This window comes from Exiguobacterium sp. RM11 (assembly GCF_059821525.1).
Genome location: NZ_CM187558.1, coordinates 930,668 through 949,883, shown reverse-complemented (window position 1 = coordinate 949,883; position 19,216 = coordinate 930,668). Strand labels below are relative to the sequence as shown.

At 48.7% G+C, this 19,216-nt stretch carries 17 protein-coding genes, 1 riboswitch and 1 other annotated feature; of the genes, 4 read left to right on the top strand and 13 right to left on the bottom strand.

The features are described from left to right. Positions 1 to 14 precede the first annotated feature (14 nt). From AC5LIL_RS04975 to AC5LIL_RS04965, 3 genes are all read right to left on the bottom strand, one after another. On the bottom strand, positions 15 to 1,142 hold the full coding sequence (locus AC5LIL_RS04975) for a hypothetical protein (protein ID WP_499825116.1): 1,128 nt from the start codon (positions 1,140 to 1,142) through the stop codon (positions 15 to 17). A gap of 117 nt (positions 1,143 to 1,259) precedes the next feature. After that, positions 1,260 to 3,662 carry a leucine--tRNA ligase gene (gene leuS / locus AC5LIL_RS04970; RefSeq protein WP_214782110.1) on the bottom strand — a complete coding sequence of 801 codons (2,403 nt, stop codon included), beginning with the start codon at positions 3,660 to 3,662 and terminating at the stop codon, positions 1,260 to 1,262. A gap of 42 nt (positions 3,663 to 3,704) precedes the next feature. Beyond that, positions 3,705 to 3,920, bottom strand: a binding site (T-box leader). A gap of 39 nt (positions 3,921 to 3,959) precedes the next feature. Beyond that, positions 3,960 to 5,150 carry an MDR family MFS transporter gene (locus AC5LIL_RS04965; RefSeq protein ID WP_353047500.1) on the bottom strand — a complete coding sequence of 397 codons (1,191 nt, stop codon included), beginning with the start codon at positions 5,148 to 5,150 and terminating at the stop codon, positions 3,960 to 3,962. Between the two features lie 179 nt (positions 5,151 to 5,329). Between AC5LIL_RS04965 and mnmL the strand changes: the two genes are divergently transcribed. Beyond that, a complete protein-coding gene (gene mnmL, locus AC5LIL_RS04960; protein ID WP_214782106.1) occupies positions 5,330 to 6,304 on the top strand; it encodes a tRNA modification radical SAM protein MnmL/YtqA in 975 nt (324 codons plus the stop codon). After that, positions 6,258 to 6,830 carry a tRNA 5-(aminomethyl)-2-thiouridylate-methyltransferase MnmM gene (mnmM, locus tag AC5LIL_RS04955; protein ID WP_214782104.1) on the top strand — a complete coding sequence of 191 codons (573 nt, stop codon included), beginning with the start codon at positions 6,258 to 6,260 and terminating at the stop codon, positions 6,828 to 6,830. The genes mnmL and mnmM overlap by 47 nt, the downstream gene beginning before the upstream one ends. A gap of 31 nt (positions 6,831 to 6,861) precedes the next feature. On the opposite strand, the gene AC5LIL_RS04950 is transcribed toward mnmM, so the two are convergent. Both AC5LIL_RS04950 and AC5LIL_RS04945 read right to left on the bottom strand, forming a co-directional pair. After that, positions 6,862 to 7,575: an alpha/beta hydrolase gene (locus AC5LIL_RS04950; protein ID WP_074033486.1), complete on the bottom strand. Its 714-nt coding sequence runs from the start codon at positions 7,573 to 7,575 to the stop codon at positions 6,862 to 6,864. A gap of 88 nt (positions 7,576 to 7,663) precedes the next feature. Further along, positions 7,664 to 8,134, bottom strand: a complete 471-nt coding sequence (locus AC5LIL_RS04945) for a GNAT family N-acetyltransferase (RefSeq protein ID WP_214782102.1) — start codon at positions 8,132 to 8,134, stop codon at positions 7,664 to 7,666. Positions 8,135 to 8,298: 164 nt separating this feature from the next. Between AC5LIL_RS04945 and AC5LIL_RS04940 the strand changes: the two genes are divergently transcribed. Then, positions 8,299 to 8,820, top strand: a complete 522-nt coding sequence (locus tag AC5LIL_RS04940; protein WP_214782100.1) for a hypothetical protein — start codon at positions 8,299 to 8,301, stop codon at positions 8,818 to 8,820. 42 nt (positions 8,821 to 8,862) lie between these two features. Here the strand turns inward: AC5LIL_RS04940 and metK are convergent, their stop codons facing one another. Continuing rightward, complete coding sequence (gene metK, locus AC5LIL_RS04935) at positions 8,863 to 10,071, bottom strand: methionine adenosyltransferase (RefSeq protein ID WP_214782098.1); 1,209 nt, start codon at positions 10,069 to 10,071, stop codon at positions 8,863 to 8,865. A 132-nt stretch (positions 10,072 to 10,203) separates the two neighbouring features. Beyond that, positions 10,204 to 10,323, bottom strand: a riboswitch (SAM riboswitch). A 322-nt stretch (positions 10,324 to 10,645) separates the two neighbouring features. Here metK and pckA point away from each other — a divergent pair. Beyond that, positions 10,646 to 12,217: a phosphoenolpyruvate carboxykinase (ATP) gene (pckA, locus tag AC5LIL_RS04930; protein WP_214782095.1), complete on the top strand. Its 1,572-nt coding sequence runs from the start codon at positions 10,646 to 10,648 to the stop codon at positions 12,215 to 12,217. Positions 12,218 to 12,233: 16 nt separating this feature from the next. Here the strand turns inward: pckA and AC5LIL_RS04925 are convergent, their stop codons facing one another. The 7 genes from AC5LIL_RS04925 to AC5LIL_RS04895 all read right to left on the bottom strand — a co-directional run bounded on the left by AC5LIL_RS04925 (position 12,234) and on the right by AC5LIL_RS04895 (position 19,177). Then, positions 12,234 to 12,998 carry an alpha/beta hydrolase family protein gene (locus AC5LIL_RS04925; RefSeq protein WP_214782093.1) on the bottom strand — a complete coding sequence of 255 codons (765 nt, stop codon included), beginning with the start codon at positions 12,996 to 12,998 and terminating at the stop codon, positions 12,234 to 12,236. Next, entirely contained in the window at positions 12,979 to 13,452 is a 474-nt protein-coding gene (gene ytkD / locus AC5LIL_RS04920) for an RNA deprotection pyrophosphohydrolase (RefSeq protein ID WP_074033492.1), read from the bottom strand. Before ytkD ends, AC5LIL_RS04925 begins: the two co-directional genes overlap by 20 nt. Before the next feature lie 99 nt (positions 13,453 to 13,551). Further along, the gene (locus AC5LIL_RS04915) at positions 13,552 to 14,904 is read right to left on the bottom strand and encodes a glucose-6-phosphate isomerase (RefSeq protein WP_074033493.1); all 1,353 of its coding nucleotides are present in this window, start codon (positions 14,902 to 14,904) and stop codon (positions 13,552 to 13,554) included. A gap of 106 nt (positions 14,905 to 15,010) precedes the next feature. Beyond that, positions 15,011 to 16,174, bottom strand: a complete 1,164-nt coding sequence (locus AC5LIL_RS04910) for an iron-containing alcohol dehydrogenase (protein WP_214782085.1) — start codon at positions 16,172 to 16,174, stop codon at positions 15,011 to 15,013. 74 nt (positions 16,175 to 16,248) lie between these two features. Next, positions 16,249 to 17,241: a Gfo/Idh/MocA family protein gene (locus tag AC5LIL_RS04905; RefSeq protein WP_499825111.1), complete on the bottom strand. Its 993-nt coding sequence runs from the start codon at positions 17,239 to 17,241 to the stop codon at positions 16,249 to 16,251. A gap of 101 nt (positions 17,242 to 17,342) precedes the next feature. Further along, positions 17,343 to 17,735: a S1 domain-containing post-transcriptional regulator GSP13 gene (yugI, locus tag AC5LIL_RS04900; RefSeq protein WP_074033496.1), complete on the bottom strand. Its 393-nt coding sequence runs from the start codon at positions 17,733 to 17,735 to the stop codon at positions 17,343 to 17,345. A gap of 197 nt (positions 17,736 to 17,932) precedes the next feature. Beyond that, entirely contained in the window at positions 17,933 to 19,177 is a 1,245-nt protein-coding gene (locus tag AC5LIL_RS04895) for a lysine N(6)-hydroxylase/L-ornithine N(5)-oxygenase family protein (RefSeq protein WP_499825110.1), read from the bottom strand. Positions 19,178 to 19,216 lie beyond the last annotated feature (39 nt).

The window sequence follows — 19,216 nt, the reverse complement described above, 5'->3', positions numbered from 1 at the left end:
TTCTTCCCCCATTGTTAGTCCACGGAAACGAATGCATCCAAATCGAATACTTCCGGGTGGACGATTGCAAAGATTTCATTGTCTTGTAAAAACATGCCGGTCGAGTCATACACGCGAGGTGTCACCATCTGACCGTTGATGGTACCTTCTTCCGGGTTGACCGTATAGAGGACGAGCTCTTCCGAGTCGAGCACGTATATTCGGCCTTGTCGCTCGACAAGCCCAACGCCTTCGAATCGCTCAAACTTTTGCTGGATTGAGGCGCTCATCCCGTCAGCCGATAACGCTTGACGCGAATCGAGCATCCATTCCGTTTCCGGTTCTTTTTCCTCGACTGCCTCATCTGGCGTATCCTGTTCATTCTCAAGTGCCTCTTCTTCCGCAACGGCTGTGTCACTAGAGACACCGTCACTCGTCGAAACGTTTTCTGTTGTCGTTTCTTCTGTTGATTCTTCAGTGCCTTCAACATTATCATCAGATTCTGTCGATTCTTCTAACTCGTTTTCCGCAGGCGCTTCCGGTTCAATTTCACGCTCTTCGATATAGAGGAGCTCAAGGTCCGGCGTGTCTGCTAATCGATTCATCATGAACAGACGATTCGATTCTCGGTCATAGCCGAGACCAAAGATTCGGTCTTCCGATACGAGACCTTTGATTTGTTTACGTGGTTGTTCGACCCAACGCCCTTCTTCCCGTTCAATCGTGATGAGCGTCCCGTTTGCTGTCACCGCATATACGAGGTTCTCTTCGACCATCCGCATCCCGATAAAGTCATCGAGACGCGCCTGTCCCGTATTTTCGAGTTGAAGCACTGAGTTAACGCGTGTGCCGTTCCCGCTCACTTCGAAAAATTCAGCCTGCTCGGTAAGCACGAGATAGGCCCCGATCGTATCGCTATAGTACACTTCATCGATCTGGTTGATTTGCTCGAGCGCATCGGTCGTATCAATATCTTCGTCATCTTGCGCTGCCTCCACAGGTGGGAGGGATGCCGTTTGATGACTCGTTTGAATGTCGATTTTTTCAAATGTCGAGGCGACCTGTCGCTGAATCTCTTCGTCAGAGAAGACAAAGACATAGCAAAGAATCACGCCGACCACGACAGCACATAGTGTCGTGTATAGCACATAAGAACGTTTCATGGACATGTCGTCCCCTTCTACTTCAGTATCGCCCTTTAGTGTATCAAAACCAACCGTAAAAGAAAATGACCTCACCAAAAAGAAAAGAATGTGCGACAATGTCACACATTCTTTCGATTATCCAACTACGATATTGACGAGTTTTCCAGGAACGACAATGACTTTACGAACCGTCTTGCCTTCTGTGAACTCTTGGACACGCTCGTTGCCGAGTGCCTCCGCTTCAAGCGCTTCTTTTGATGCGTCACGCGAAACGTGCATTTTCGCACGAAGTTTCCCGTTCACTTGGATGACGACTTCAATCGTGTCACTCACAAGTTTTGATTCATCGTACGTCGGCCAAGCCGCATACGTCAACTCTTCCGTCATGCCCATCTTCTCCCACAACTCTTCAGACAAATGCGGAGCAACAGGTGAAAGCATCTTGATGAAGTCGACCATTTGCGATTTTGGCAACGTCTCTTGTTTGTTCGCTTCATTGACGAAGACCATCAACTGAGAGATTGCTGTGTTGAAGCGAAGTGCTTCATAGTCTTCAGTGACTTTTTTCACCGTCTGATGATACGTACGTTCAAAGTCGGCAGTCGGTGCCACGTCCGCAAAGTTCGTTTGATCGAACAAACGCCATACGCGGTCGAGGAAGCGACGTGCCCCGTCAAGACCATTCGTTGACCATGCGATTGCCGCGTCAAGTGGGCCCATGAACATTTCATAAAGACGGAGTGTATCCGCGCCGTGTGACTTCACGATATCGTCTGGGTTGACGACGTTCCCACGAGATTTTGACATCTTCTCGTTGTTCTCACCGAGGATCATCCCTTGGTTGTAGAGTTTTTGGAACGGCTCGTTCGTTGGGACGACACCGATATCGTAAAGGACTTTATGCCAGAAACGTGCATAGAGCAAGTGAAGAACGGCATGTTCCGTACCACCGATATACAAGTCGACTGGAAGCCAACGTTTGAGTTTTTCAGGGTCCGCAATCATTTCTTCGTTATCTGGATCGATGTAACGGATATAGTACCAGCAGCTACCTGCCCATTGTGGCATCGTGTTCGTCTCGCGACGACCTTTTTCCCCTGTGACAGGATCTGTGTACGTCAACCACTCTTCTGCGTTCGCAAGTGGCGACTCACCCGTACCAGACGGTTTGATTTCATCGATGATTGGAAGTTCGAGCGGAAGCTCTTCGACCGGTACCGTCTTCATCGTTCCGTCTTCCATGTGGACGACCGGAATCGGCTCTCCCCAGTAACGTTGACGGCTGAACAACCAGTCACGAAGACGGTATGTCGTCTTCGCACGACCCGTACCCGCAGCTTCGAGTTCTTCAATGATCGTCTTGATTGCATCGGCTTTATTAAGACCGTTCAAGCTACCTGAGTTGACGTGCTCCCCGTCTTCGACATAAGCCGCCTCTTCCAAGTTTCCACCTTTGACGACTTCACGAATCGGGAGGTCGAACGTTTTTGCAAACTCATAATCACGCTCATCGTGTCCAGGAACGGCCATGACTGCACCTGTCCCGTATGTCGAGAGGACATAGTCTGCTGTCCAAATCGGAAGTTTCTCACCGTTTACCGGGTTGATCGCATAAGCGCCCGTGAAGACTCCTGTCTTCTCTTTAGCGAGGTCTGTACGCTCAAGGTCCGTCTTCTTCGAAACTTCCTCGATGTATGCTTCTACTGCCGTTGATTGTTCAGGCGTTGTGATCACTTTCGTAAACGGATGCTCTGGTGCGAGCGTCACATAGGTCGCTCCGTGAAGTGTGTCCGGACGTGTCGTGAAGACCGTGACAATCTTGTCGTGACCGTCGACTTTGAAGTCTACCTCGGCACCGACCGATTTCCCGATCCAGTTGCGTTGCATCTCTTTGACGCTCTCTGGCCAGTCGAGACCTTCCAAGTCTTCAAGCAAACGCTCCGCGTATTCTGTGATGCGAAGCACCCACTGTTTCATCGGGACACGGTATACCGGGTGATTCCCACGCTCTGACAAGCCGTCGATGACTTCTTCGTTCGCAAGGACCGTGCCAAGTGCAGGGCACCAGTTAACGGCAACTTCGTCGACGTATGCGAGGTCACGCTCGAACAATTGCGTGAAGATCCATTGTGTCCATTTATAGTATTTCGGGTCCGTCGTGCTGATTTCACGGGCCCAGTCATACGAGAAACCGAGTTCTTTCAACTGACGGCGGAACGTCTCGATGTTACGCGCTGTGAATTCGCGTGGGTCGTTCCCTGTGTCGAGCGCGTACTGCTCGGCAGGAAGACCGAACGCATCCCAGCCGATCGGGTGAAGGACGTTATATCCTTGCATCCGCTTCATACGGGCGATGATATCCGTCGCCGTGTAACCTTCCGGGTGACCAACGTGAAGACCAGCACCTGATGGGTATGGGAACATATCAAGGACGTAGAAACAATCCTTCTCCGGGTCTTCTGTCGTTTTGAATGCGTCTTTCTCTTCCCAACGCTTTTGCCATTTCGGCTCGATTTCTTGATGTTTAAAATAGCTCAATATTCTTCCTCCTCTGCATAATAAAAAGCCTTCCGTCCCCGAAAATGGGACGAAAGGCTTGAAAGCTCTCCGCGGTACCACCCATGTTGCATTGCTGCCACTTGAGACGCCGATAACGAGGCGTAACCCCGGTTTTCCCTACTCGGTTCAGGAAAACAGCTCCAAGGCGAGTTCACGACCTCCATTTATCGATTCACACCAACCATCGACTCTCTTTGAAACGGAACGTTCGCTACTAATCCTCTTCATCGCTTGCTATTCATCGTAGTCTATTTTAGCCCATTCTGAAATTCAACGTCAACTTGATTTTTCAGCGACGCGAATGTCTTTCATGATAACGAATAGAGTAAGGGCGAACGTAGCGAGCAGAAGAAGCATACCGAAGACCGCAGTAATGCCGAACATGTCATAGACAAATCCAGACAATGTTGGCCCAATCATACGACCGACAGATGCTGCGATATTGACGAGCCCTTGATACTGTCCCGCCTTACCAGGAGGGGCAAGTTTCGCCGCAATCGTCGGGACTGCTGGCCAGACGAACATTTCCCCGATTGTCATGACGACCATCGCGACCATGAACATGCCAAATCCGCCTGCGAACGGCACGATCAAGAAAGCACCGAGGAAAATCGAGGCTCCGATAATCAGTTGACGTTTCAAGTCGTCCTCAAATTGTCGCAAGACACGGTTGAGTAACGGCTGTGCAAATACGATCATCGCCCCGTTCACCGTCCAAAGCAGTGAATATTGGCTGATCGTGACACCAAGGTCTTTCGAATGAACGGCGATCGTCCCTTGCCACTGAACGTAAACGAACCAAAGCACGGCGTAACCGACGGCGACATACCACATCGACTTCATCGTTGCGCTCGAGAGCGTCGTGGCGGCTGCCTCTAACTGTGATTGAACGACAGGACGTGCCGGGTTTTTCAAGTAACGAAGTCCAAATAAAAGGACCACGACAAATAAGACCGACAAGAAGAAGTTCGCATAAAAGATCCACTCGATGTTAAAACGCGCGATTTGACCACTCATGGCCGTACCGAGTGCGACACCTACGTTTTGCGCAACATAAATCGCGTTGAACGAACGGCGTCCACCTTCTGGCCAGATGAGTCCTGCAAACGCGTAAACGGTCGGAAAGACGAGTCCACCTGAGAACCCAATCATACCGAGCCACACCAAATAGCCGAAGAACGTGGCGTGGAACAGTAAAAATCCGAGTGAGCTCGCAAGCAACAAACCGACAGAAATCATGAGCGTCATCTTTCCACCGATTCGGTCGAATAATGTCCCTCCGATGTAGTTTCCGACGATTGCGAGTGCGGAGTTCACAAGAAGTGCCACCCCAGCAAGTGTCATCGACTCACCTAAAAAATCATGAATATACAGTGTGTTAAATGGCCATAAAAAAGACGCCGCCGTTGTATTGAGCGCCATCGCAATGACTAGAATCCATACCGAAATTGGCATTTTATTGTTCACACCAAGTCCTCCTTTCATTCCTCTTTCACATCAAAAAAAATCGGCACAAATGGCCGAATCGACAAGATTTCCTTATCAAACCTAAACGAATGCCAAAGAAGTGTCAAGAAAAATTACTTATTATGAAGTTTTGTCATTTTTCATTTGTGATAGCATGAGCAAAGAAGGAGAGATGTTGAATGAATCCATTTGGTCAAAACCGATATCACACGTTGAACGAGGCGTATCGCCGAGAATATGGAGGAAAGGTGTTCAAGGTCCCGCTCGATGGTGGATTCACCTGCCCAAACCGTGACGGGCGCGTTTCAAAAGGAGGATGTACGTTCTGTTCAGACGACGGGAGTGGTGACTTTGCAGGAAATGCTTGCGATCCGATTCCCGTTCAATTTGCCGAAGTAAAGGCTCGTCTTCACCGAAAGTGGAAGAACGCCAACTACATCGCTTATTTCCAAGCATTCAGTAACACGTACGCGCCGGTCGAACGGTTACGTGAGTTGTACGAACCTGCACTTCAAGAAGAAGGCGTCGTCGGTCTCTCGATTGCGACACGTCCGGACTGCTTGCCAGACGATGTCGTCGCCTATTTATCAGAATTGAATGAACGGACGTCGCTTTGGGTGGAGCTCGGCCTTCAGACCATCCATGACACGACGGCGAAAAAAATCAATCGTGGACATGACTACGAGACATTTTTGAGCGGTCTTGCAAAACTTCGACGCCACAACATCCGTGTCTGTGTTCATATCATTAACGGTTTACCCGGTGAGACACTTGAGATGATGCTCGACACAGCCCGAGAAGTTGCTAAAATGGACATACAAGGAATCAAGATCCATTTACTTCACGTCTTGAAGCATACACCGCTCGCCCGTCAATACGAAAAAGGCCTACTCGACTTGATGGAGGAAGATGACTATGTCTCCCTCGTCTGCGATCAGCTCGAATGTATACCTCCCGAGGTCATCGTCCATCGTTTGACAGGAGACGGCCCACCTGACTTATTGATTGGTCCGTTTTGGAGCCGTCACAAGATGCAGGTGTTAAACAAGATCCGTGCAGAATTGGAACGACGAGATTCTTTCCAAGGAAAAAAGAAGGATGAGATGTATGGGATTAATGAGAGTACTACCGTTTGCAAAACAATTACTACATGACCACCTTGAAGAAGGACATGTCGCCATCGACATGACCGCCGGAAACGGACACGATACGCTGTTTTTGGCGAATGCAGTGGGCGAAACGGGTCATGTGTATGCATTTGATATCCAGTCAGAAGCGGTCGCGTCCACACGCGCACGTATACAGGAATCCGGTCTCGATGAACGGGTATCCGTCATTCATGACAGTCACGACACGGTTCAAGCGGTCGTCGCGAACGAGACGCGCCCCATCTCCGCTGCCGTCTTCAATTTAGGTTATTTACCAGGAAGCGATAAATCAATCACGACTCACGGGAATACGACGATTGCCGCGTTATCTCAATTATTAGAGGTCATGACCGTCGGTGGCGTCATCGTCATCGTCATTTATCACGGACATGAGAGCGGAAAAGTCGAACGGGATGAAGTGCTTCAATACGTGGAGTCGCTTGACCAAAAACAGGCTGGCGTCCTCCGCTACGGTTTCATCAACCAAATCAATCATCCCCCATTCATCGTGGCGATTGAAAAACGCGCATAAGCAAAAGGCGGCTCATTCGAGTCGCCTTCTGTCATTCTTGAATCAATTCATAAAACGTCATCAATGTCTCCGCAAACTTGGTATTCAAACGTTCATATCCAAAATGCGGGAAACCTTCCAACCGACGGATGTACACTTGATCCCCACCAATCTTCCGGCAGACGTTTAACGTCAACTTCACGTCCGCAAATTGATCGTCTGGTGCATAGAAACAAGCAAGTGGAAGTCGTGGTAAGTGCTTCTTCTCTTCTTGATGTTCCACGATCTCTTCTTCAATCTCACGATATTGCGCATACGTAATCTCACCGAAGCGTGACGATTCCTCGCCTCCACCAGTGAATGTCATCATCCCGAGCGGCAAGTCTGGGCGGAAACGATCGACAGCACTCGCGACGACTTGTTTCAATCCGCCGATTTGACGAGTGGCATGCCAATCAAATAAAGGAGAGATATACGTCAAACTCCCAAGCGGCACATCATACTCTTGCAAGAGTCGGTTCGTGAAAAGTGCCCCTAGACTGAATGCCACGACATGGATCGGTAGTTTGTATTCCCCTGCCTCACGTAACGCTCGCTTAATAAGCTGTTTATGGTCATCTGCCGTCAATCCGACCGATTGGTCACGGACGACAATTACCTCGTACTCGTCTTGGAGTCGGCGAATAAAGTTCTCACTAATCCGAGACGTGAACTGTAGCGGGTACACGATGACGATGACCCCTTTTCGTGCTTCTTCATATGTCATGCTGCCGTCACCTCATTTATGGACTATGTATATTGTATCAAAAAAACATCAGCCGCAACTGATGTTTGAAGAAAATCCGTCTGGAGGCTTAGCTCGGATGATATCGTAAATGAATGAGTTCCATCGGTTGGTCGTATACCTCTTCTTGGATCCGATTCACTTCTTTAAACGATTGATGCAAAAGGAAGGCAATCGCTTGGTCATTTGAATTTTCAACGTACACTTCCATCGGTTGTGTTTTTTTCGATTGGAGATAGTTTAAAAAGGCTGCCCCATATCCGTTCCGGTGAAAATCAGGATGAAGATAAAGTCGAAGCATCTCCCACATGTCACCGCGATCGATGGCATGACAAAATCCGATGACATCTTCTTCGAACTCGCCGACGATAAAATATTGCTCTCGTGCTTCTTCACTCGAATTGATCGCTCGAACAATCTCTTCTTGTCGATAAGCGCGCTCCATTGCTTTCAAACGATTCAAATCATCCTCTGAAATCGTCGCAAGTGCGATCGTTCGAATTAATGCTGCATCTTCTGGAACTGCTTCCCTCATGTTCATGACAGCTTCCCCCTTTTGGCCAATCTATTTGTATCATTCCCTATCGTCACGTTTTTATCCTGCCATTCGTTTCTTTTTCATGACGATTCATAAGAAAACGTTATGTCCGCAATCGACTAGGGTATAACACTAGCAATGCCAATCACATGAAGGAGTGGAACAACATGACACCAAAATTAGAGCATGACCCGAAAGTCGAACAAACAGAGAATCCGAACCGTCAATTTGACCAAATGGATGCAGGAGGTCCAAAAATCAGCGTTGTGACCGGGATGTTACTCGGTGCCCTCGTCGGTGGTCTCCTCGCCTTACTTAGCTCTTCGAATCGGGAGCAGACGAAACAATCGCTTACGAATGCAAAATCTTCGGTCGGAGGCATCGTGAATGAGGTCAAACAAGATCCAGCCGGTAAGGCATCTCAAGTCATTGAACAAGTGAAGACCGCTTCTGGCAAGATTCAGGAAGTGACTACAGACGTTCAAAACGTATATGAAAAAGTCGTCGGTGAAGTCGATACGGTCAAAGAAGACGTCAATAAAATCGTCGAGACGGCCCAAGAAGCCAAATCAGATTTACAAGACATCGGTGAAAAAGTCGTCGAAGCGAAGGATACCGCGCTTGGACAAGAAAACACTTCAACTGATTCGTCATCGAATGATCATAAACAGACACCTCCAACGACTTGAACCTAAAAAACGACCTTTCCGCGGAAAGGTCGTTTTTGTTGATTACGCGAAACGCTTCGCGCCTTCTTCAAGAACTGCTGCTTTATCTGTTTGCTCCCATGGGAGTTCGATATCTGTACGACCGAAGTGACCGTAAGCTGCTGTTTGTTTGTAGATTGGACGGCGAAGGTCAAGCATCTTGATGATGCCTGCTGGACGGAGGTCGAAGTTCTCACGAACGAGTTCAACGAGCTCTGTTTCGCTCAATTTACCAGTGCCGAACGTATCGACAGCGATTGATACTGGATGTGCTACCCCAATCGCGTAAGCGAGTTGAACTTCTGCTTTATCCGCAAGTCCTGCTGCAACGATGTTTTTCGCTACATAACGAGCTGCGTATGCTGCTGAACGGTCAACTTTTGTAGGATCTTTACCAGAGAATGCGCCACCGCCGTGACGTGCGTATCCACCGTACGTATCGACGATGATTTTACGTCCTGTAAGACCTGCATCTCCTTGTGGTCCACCGATTACGAAGCGACCAGTCGGGTTGATGAAGTATTTTGTTTCAGCATCGATGAGTTCAGCCGGGATGACTGCTTCGATGACATACTTTTTCAAGTCTTCTTGAATTTGCTCGAGCGTGATCTCTTCTGCGTGTTGTGTCGAGATGACGATTGTATCGATGCGAACAGGGTTGTTGTCCTCATCGTACTCAACCGTTACTTGCGTCTTACCATCCGGACGGAGGTATTCAAGCGTACCGTTCTTACGAACTTCAGCAAGACGACGTGATAATTTGTGCGCCAATGAGATCGGGAGCGGCATGAGTTCAGGTGTCTCGTTTGTCGCGTATCCGAACATGAGACCTTGGTCCCCAGCACCGATTGCATCGAGTTCCTCTTCAGTCATCTGACCTTCACGTGCTTCGAGAGCTTGGTCAACACCTTGCGCGATGTCTACTGATTGCTCGTCAATCGACGTCAAGACTGCACATGTTTCTGCATCGAAACCATATTTCGCACGTGTGTATCCGATTTCACGGATTGTTTCACGGACAACTTTCGGGATATCCACGTAAGTTGACGTTGTGATTTCACCAGCTACGAGTACAAGACCCGTTGTGACAGACGTTTCTGCCGCAACACGGGCATTCGGGTCTTCCGCTAAAATGGCATCCAAAATCGAGTCAGAGATCTGATCACAAATTTTATCTGGATGTCCTTCAGTAACCGACTCTGAAGTAAAAAGTCGACGGTTCAATTTTGACATTCAAAAAACCTCCTATAATAAGGGTGATATGTGGACGGTACTCGTTCCCCTTACGCGTTGCTTTGGGACGGTAATGAAAAAAACCTCCCCCGATGACATACATGGGGAAAGGTTGAATCGTTCTTCCTTACCCTCTTATCGTTCGAAGCTAATGGCTTCGCTTCAGGATAGCACCTTTTCCGCACAAGACTTCATGTCGGACGGTTGCTGGGCTTCGTAGGGCCTTGTTCCCTCCACCGCTCAGAATAAGAGTATCCGTTACGAAAACCATCATATAAATGACGCTCGATTATGTCAAGGGAATCGAACGAATTCGTTAAAGTTTTCACTGACTTGCAAAACATTTCTGTTTGTGAATCGTCAAACATTTTTTTAATTCGTTTCTGTTTTTTAACACCTTGTGATAAGAGAATGTGATAAACTGTCTTTGTAAGAAAGCGCTTACTCAGAGAGAAGAAACGCTTGTGTTTAATTAGTGTGTCACATATAATTAAAAATGTCATACTGATTAATCGTAATCGCGGAAGTATGCGGATTTCATCCACATCTATTTAGGGGAAAGGTGGGATTCAGGATGGCGACAACGCTCCTGAAAATCGAAGAATTAATTAATGGTGCCGACATGAAACGGAACTTGACGGTTCCAGAACTGGTGGAAGAAGCCATCCAAAATGGGGAAGGTGTACTGACAAAAGACGGGGCTTTATCTGTCAGCACCGGTGCTTTTACCGGACGGTCACCGAAAGACAAATTCGTCGTCCAAGATGAAGTCAGCAACAACCTTGTCGATTGGGGAAAAGTGAACCAACCGATCGCGGAAGAGAAGTTTTCAGCACTTCTCGACAAAGTACTGAACCATTTAGAAAAGAAAGACAAACTTTATTACCTCGAAGCGTCTGCTGGTGCCGATGAGCACTATACGTTACCGGTCCGTGCCATTACGGAATATGCATGGCATAGTCTATTCGCAAAACAACTGTTTTTACGCGAATGGCCAACGAAAGGTGCGTTCGACCCGTTCACTGTAATTTATGCACCGAGTTATAAAGCCGACCCTGCAGTGGATGGCACGAACTCAGAGACGTTCATTCTCGTTTCATTCGCTAAGCGCACCATTCTGATCGGGGGAACAGAGTACGGTGGCGAAATTAAAAAATCAATCTTCTCCGTCATGAATTTCTTGTTACCTGAACAAAACGTCTTATCGATGCACTGTTCGGCAAACGTCAACGATGCAAATGAAACGGCACTCTTCTTCGGATTGTCGGGAACTGGGAAGACGACACTTTCAGCTGATCCACAGCGCCACTTAATCGGAGACGATGAGCATGGATGGTCACCGGATGGGGTCTTCAACATTGAAGGCGGTTGCTACGCGAAGACGATTAACCTTTCGCGTGAGAACGAACCACAAATCTATGATGCAATCCGTTTCGGTTCATTGATTGAAAACGTCGTATTGAATGAAGATCGTACGCCGGACTACAAGAACATCTCCTTGACTGAAAATACGCGTGCGGCATATCCGATCGAATTCATCGACAACGCGATGCTCCCATCACGTGCCGGTCATCCAAATACGATCGTCTTCTTGACGGCCGATGCGTATGGTGTCTTGCCACCGATCAGCAAACTGACGAAAGAACAGGCGATGTATCACTTCTTGTCTGGTTATACGTCTAAGCTTGCTGGTACAGAGCGTGGTGTCACAGAACCACAAGCAACGTTCTCGACTTGCTTCGGTTCACCGTTCCTTCCGCTCGCTCCAGAGCGTTATGCGGATATGCTCGGTAAATTGATTGAAGAGCACGATGTAGATGTCTACCTCGTCAATACGGGCTGGACAGGTGGAGCATACGGCGAAGGTTCACGTATGAAACTCGCCTATACGCGTGCGATGGTCAATGCCGCCGTCAACGGCCAGCTCCGTGATGTGGAGACGATGAAACATGACATTTTCAATGTCGAGATTCCTGTAGCCATCGATGGTGTACCGAGCGACGTGCTCAATCCGCGAGATACGTGGAGCGACCCAGCTCGTTACGATGTCGAAGCAAAAGCACTCGCCATGAAATTTAAAGAAAACTTCACTCGCTTCACGAAAGCAAGTGAGTCCGTCATCGCAGCCGGACCACTCGTCATCTAACACAAAAAGCACTGACTCATCGAGTCAGTGCTTTTTCTTGTCGCAACATCCAATCCATCGCCTGTTCAGTTGTCTCCCATTTATCCCAAAACGGGAGCTGGTGACCGAACGGGAGAACCCAAAACTCTGCCTGCTTTCCTAATTTCTCGGCGACGGCCGTTGCATGACGTAAGCGAACTTGTTCATCGTCCGTGCCGTGAATGAGGAGTGTCGGGGCGACCCATTCCTTGTAAAGCGGCGAACGGTCGACATACGCAGATTCTGCAGACTCGGGGTCTCCACCCGTCATCCGACGTAACATTTTCCGCATCGAACGCTGTTCCTCATACGTCCACTCGAGGTTTGTCACGCCAGCCCATGATGTAACCGTCGTGACCGGTCGTTCGGAAGCGAGCGAGAGGGCCATCATGCCCCCTCTTGAAAAGCCGAGAACGTGGACCGGTCGTCCGCTCATGTGGACACGGTCGAATAGCGAGAGCACATCCTCTAAGTCTTCTCCACCGAAGTCCTCTTTTCCAGTCCCGCCGTGATTGCCACGATAGACCGGGGCGACGACGTGAAAGCCCCGCGATGCAAATTGCATGAGACGTGGTAAACGAACATCCCCGATTCGCGCCGTTCCTCCTCGTAAGTACATCAACACTTGGCCGTTTGATCGTTTCGGCTCAATCGAATACGCCACGACCTCTTCCCCATCTGTCGTCGTGTACCATCCTCGTGTCACTCGGTAACCCGCATAAGGTGGTAACACATCGATTCGGTCAAACCAGTTTTTGATCATAGAGAACCCTCATCGTTTCTGGTAGGACACGGTCTTTCATCATGAAGCTGTAGCGTGGATTGCGCAATAAGTTATCCGGCAAGGCATCGATCAGGACAGCCCCATCTGTCTCGTCAATGGCAGGATGATCCTCGAATCGCTCAATCTCCGCATAATAAATGTTTTTGATGACCGTATCACCTCTACCTAACACACGGTACTGTCCCAAATAGCGCAACGTTTTGACGACTCCACCGGTCTCTTCGTACACTTCCCGGATAGCGGCATCGTCCTCGTGTTCTCCTGGCTCGACTTTCCCTCCTGGAAACTCGAGTCCTCGCTGTTTATGCTTCGTCAATACCCACTTGTCTTCATATCGGGCGACGACCCAGACGTGGAGCGGCGTGTCTGAGAACGGATAATGGGTGAAGCTTAACTCGACTTGATTATGATAGTAATCCTTGAATGTCTTCATAGTCCATCCCTTTCTTTCCCCTGTCTACTCTCACTTTACCTTGTCTTCACCCAGTTTCAAACAAAAAAATCGGTCCGACGCGCGGACCGATTCGTTTTCTTATTGATTCAAACGTTTTTCGAGCTCTGCTTTTTGTTCTTCATACCCTGGTTTACCGAGTAACGCGAACATGTTCGCTTTGTAAGCTTCGACGCCTGGCTGGTTGAACGGGTTCACCCCGAGGATGTATCCGCTCATCGCACATGCTTTTTCGAAGAAGTAGAACAAGTAGCCGAGGTGATAAGGGGTCATCTCTGGCAATTCGACGACCAAGTTCGGTACATCGCCGTCAGTGTGTGCGAGAAGTGTTCCTTCTGTCGCTTTGTCGTTCACGAACTGAATCGTTTCGCCTGCGAGGAAGTTCAAACCGTCCAAATCTTGAGCGTCTTCTGGGACGTTCATCGAGTGACGGACTTCTTTCACACGAATGACCGTCTCGAACAAGTCACGACGACCTTCTTGGATGTATTGCCCCATCGAGTGGAGATCCGTCGAGAAGTCAACAGCCGCTGGGAAGATCCCTTTGTTGTCTTTTCCTTCTGACTCACCGTAAAGTTGTTTCCACCATTCTGACACGTAGTGAAGAGCTGGCTCATAGTTGACGAGCATCTCAATCGATTTGCCTTTCGCGTAAAGGGCGTTACGTACGACTGCATACTGATACGCTTCGTTTTCAGCCAATTCTGGTGAGCTGTAAGCGTTTTGCGCGTCACGTGCACCTTCCATCAATGCATCGATATCAATTCCTGCAGCGGCAATTGGAAGAAGTCCGACTGGCGTGAGGACCGAGAAACGTCCACCGACATCATCTGGAATCACGAACGTCTCGTATCCTTCTGCGTCCGCAAGTGTCTTGAGTGCACCACGGGCACGGTCTGTCGTTGCATAGATCCGCTCACGCGCTCCATCTTGACCGTACTTGTCTTCCATGAACTGCTTGAGGACACGGAATGCAATCGCAGGTTCTGTCGTCGTTCCTGATTTCGAGATGACGTTGATTGAGACCTCTTTGCCTTCAAGTACTTGAAGCAACTCTCTCATATACGTTGAAGAGATATTGTGGCCCGCATAGAATACTTGTGGTGCCTTGCGCTCTTCTTTTGACAATACGTTGAAGAACGAATGTTGAAGCATTTCGATCGCTGCACGGGCACCGAGGTAAGATCCTCCGATTCCGACGACGACGAGAACGTCTGAATTCTCGCGAATTCGTTCCGCCGCAGCTTTGATTCGTGCGAACTCATCTTGATCGTATTCGGTCGGAAGATCGACCCACCCAAGAAAATCACTTCCGGCACCGCTCCGCTCGTGAATCACCGAGTGAAGGGTTTTTACCGTTTCTTGCATTTGGTCGATTTCGTGCTTCCCTACGAATGAGAGCGCGTTTGAATAATCGAAACGTACAGTTGACATGTCATTTCCTCCTTTAAATCGCTCGTAAAAGAGCCATACATGACCCATCATAAACGGAAACGCTAGATTCGTTCAATCATTATTGCAAAATAGGCAATAAATTGCCTTATTTGCTGAGTTCGAGGATATGCGCGACATCTTCACGTTCGAGTGTACGGAAACGACCGAATGCGCCACGTTTCATCGCAGAATCGAGAATCGCATCGAATGTCGACTCATCGATATCGTAGTCACGGAGTGAGTTTGGTGCACCGAGCTGGTCGAAGAATGCACGAATCGCTTCGATTGTACGTTTCCCAGTCTCCAAGTCGTTTTCACCTGGTTCCACATCGAATACTTCCGTACCGAGTCGGGCGAAACGTGCCGCGTTGTCTTCATCCAATACGTGCTCCATCCAACGTGGGAAGAGAATCGCGAGACCACCAGCGTGCGGGATATCGTGGACAGCCGATACAGCGTGCTCGATGTTGTGCGATGCCCAGTCACCAGAAGCACCCATTTGAAGGACGCCGTTCAACGCCATCGTACCTGAGAACAAGATGATGGCACGTAAATCGACGTTTTCCAAATCGTTCACGAGTTTCGGTGCCGATTCAACGACTGCTTTCAAGACACCTTCTGTCATGCGTTCCTGTACCGGCGCATGGTTCGGGTGGAAGTATTGTTCGAAACAGTGGCTCATCATGTCGACAATACCGTAAATCGTCTGGTCTTTTGGAACCGAGACTGTATAACGTGGGTCAAGGATTGAGAATGTTGGGAAGACGAGTGGGTGACCCCAACCGAACTTCTCTTGTGTCTCCCAGTTCGTGATGACCGATCCTGAGTTCATTTCTGATCCTGTTGCCGCGAGTGTGAGGACCGTCCCAAATGGTACCGCCTCTGTCGGGATATGTTCGCGGAGCACGATGTCCCATGCATCCCCTTCATAAGGAATCGCTGCTGAAATGAGTTTCGTACAGTCGATGACGGAACCTCCGCCGACTGCGAGCAACGCATCGATGTTTTCTTCACGTGCAAATTTGACCGCACGACGTACTGTCTCAATACGCGGGTTCGGTTCGACGCCAGAGAAGTCTACGTATGAGATGCCTGCCTTTTCAAGCTCAGCCACGACTTCATCGTACGTTCCGTTCTTTTTGATGCTTCCGCCACCATAGACGAGCATCACTTTCTTCGCGTCGAGCGCGCCAAGTTCTTTCGATAATGTTTCGACCTGATGTGTACCGAAGATCAATTTCGTCGGGTTTTTGTATTCAAAGTTGTGCATGATTCATCCTCCTCGTAGAAATATGTAACACCTACACTATATACCCTGTTTTCAAAGAATGAAAAGTATCGTGCTTATGCGTAAATGCGATCGATGATGCGATGGAGTATGACGGCTTCCTCTGCTTGCCGATAGTTCGGTTCCTTTCGGCACGCTTCGAGAAACAGCTGAATTTGACGTTCATACGGATCATGCTCCGTCAAATAGGCAGGTCGTTCGTCAAACAACGCCCCATGTTTTTCAGTATGGAGCGTGAGCGGGAATAGACTTGCCCCGGCGTTCGTTCCCCGGCACTCGACACGCATCGCATCTTCTGCTTCGACATTGGCCATGTAACTGACGTCGAGCAACAAAGAAGCTCCCGTATCGAAGGTGATCATCGCTCTCGCCGTGTCTTCGACAGACAGAGATTCATGGTCCCATTTGCCCATCAAGCCCACACCCGGACGATTCCCTAAATATTGCCCGACATGACCGACAATCTCTTTCGGTTCCGGATAACCCATCAAGTGAAGCGCGAGATCTAACATATGGACGCCGATATCGAGTAGTGCCCCTCCACCCTGAAGCTCTTTGTCCGTGAACACGCCCCATCCAGGAATGCCTCGTCGGCGAAGGGCAAGTGCCGTTGCCGCATAGATGTCCCCCATCTCTCCTGCGTCAATCATCCGTTTCAAGAGAACCGTGTCGGCACGATGCCGATAATGAAATCCATAATGGAGCGTCTTTCCCGCTCGTTTCGCTGCTTCTAACATCTCCACCGCTTCATCTTCCGATATGCCCGGAGGCTTCTCACAGAGCACATGGCATCCTGCTTCTAGTGCAAGAAGCACTTGCTCTTTATGTAAGGCGTTCGGCGTACAGATGCTGACCGCATCGAGCTGTTCGTGCGTGAGCATCTCTTCGACCGTTTCATAGACGTTCGGAATGTTAAACTGTCGTGCGACACGTTCACCGTTAGCCCGTGTCCGATTCATGACCGCTACCACATCCACCCCTGCTTTTACATAATTCGGAATGTGAGCACTCGTCGCAATCCCGCCCGTTCCAATGATGCCAATCTTCATCTAATCTCCCCCTATTCGAATTACAGTTTCGTCATAGGCCCCATCGATTCCTGTAAAACACAAAAAAGGTGACCTGTTTAGAACGGGTCACCTTGGAACACTTACTTCTTGAAGTTTGTGTTTTTGATCCAGTCTTCAAGTTTGTCTTTGAGGACTGTGAATCCTGGAGCTTCTTCTTGCTTGAAGTTTGAAGATGCTTCGTTGCGGCGTGGCGCACGACGAGCTGGCTTCGCAGACTTCTCGCGTTTTGGAGCTTCTTGAGTTGCTTTCATTGAAAGCTTGATCTTTTTAGAAGCTTCGTCCACTTCAAGGATTTTCACTTCAACTTCTTGACCAACTTGAACGTAATCGTTTACGTCTTTTACGTAGTCGTGTGAGATTTCTGAAATGTGTACAAGACCTTGAGTCTCGTCATCGAGTGCTACGAAAGCACCGAAAGGTTGAATTCCTGTTACTTTACCTGTTAATACTTGATCTTTTTCGTATTTTGCCATTACAAACAACTCCTATGCTAAATTCATCAACTTACTATAACATACTTTTTTCGATAAAGTGTACAAATTAGTAAAAAAGATTATTTTTGACGTGTTGTTATGTTTTAAAGTCGAAGCGCGGGGTAAATACAAATCAAGCAAGACTTCAAGTATTCCCCCCTGATTCCGCTAGGCGACTCGCCTAGCCCTTTTTTTGTTCAAAACGTCGTGAACGGCTTTTGATGGCGAATCGGATAGATCGTTTCTCCAACCATTTCGTTCAACATCACCGCATTTCGATAGACGGCCATCCCTAGATTCGTTGCTGCGGGACCATGGGAATGCTCCAAGTTCGTATGTGTGAACAACTTCCCACCTAACGACTCGCTCATCATCACTTCATATGTGTCATGCACTGCCCATTCTCCCTCTTCTTCCCATACTACCGGAAGCTTAGCGACCCAAGACGGGATTACCGGGCGATAGCCTGTCGCCACAACGACGAGGTCGTACTCTTTCTCAATCACTTCTCCTGTATAGCGCTGCGTCCCCTTCAAACGATGCGTCAACCAGTCATAGGAAATGGATTCCACCTCGACTTGCGTCAGCATCTCTGCTCGCTTCGGCTCACCTTCTGCAGTCCGGTGATAGAGCGCCTCATAAATCGCCGTCATCGTCTCAGGGTTGACGCCATGGCGGAAACGTTCAAATGACTGAAGCAATTGTTGACGTGCTTCGTAAGACAAACCATGAAAATATTCGACATAGTCCACACTAAAAATCTCGTCCCCGAGCTTTCCTGCTTCTAGTGACTCGAAATGATCGGAACGTGTAATCCAGTCGACACGTTGTTCATCCGTCGCTTCACGAAACAGATCAAGAAACACTTCTGCCGCACTCTGTCCACTCCCGACGACCGCGACGCGATAACGATCTCGAAGGACGTCCCGATAGGTCAAATACTCGCTCGTATGGATCACTTGTTCAAAACCGTCTGGCACAAACGGTTCTGCCCCAGTTCCAAGAACAACATGTTTAGCTTGAACTTGAGTCGTTTCACCGTTTGATTCGACCGTCACGAGAAAACCATTTTCCTCGACCAACACATCCGTCACCTCATGATTGAAGTGGATGGTCGACAGCTGTTCGGCGACCCAACGCAAATATCGATTGTATTCCGTCCGAGGAATCTTATCCTGTTCTTGCGTGATGAACGTCTGGAGACGCCCCGTCTCACTCAAGTAGTTCAAGAAACTCGATGGGTTCGTCGGATCCGCGAGCGTGACGAGATCTTGTAAGTAATGTGTTTGCATCGTCATCCCTTCGATGAGCATCCCTTCATGCCACATCATTTCCTTCCGCTTTTCAAAGCAAATCCCGCGTAGTGATGTTTTTTTCGCGAGAGCCATTAATCCAAGATTATAAGGACCACATCCGATTGCAACAAAGTCAACTTGTTTCATTTTCTTCACCTCGCCCGTCTTTTCCCTTTCATTATATCG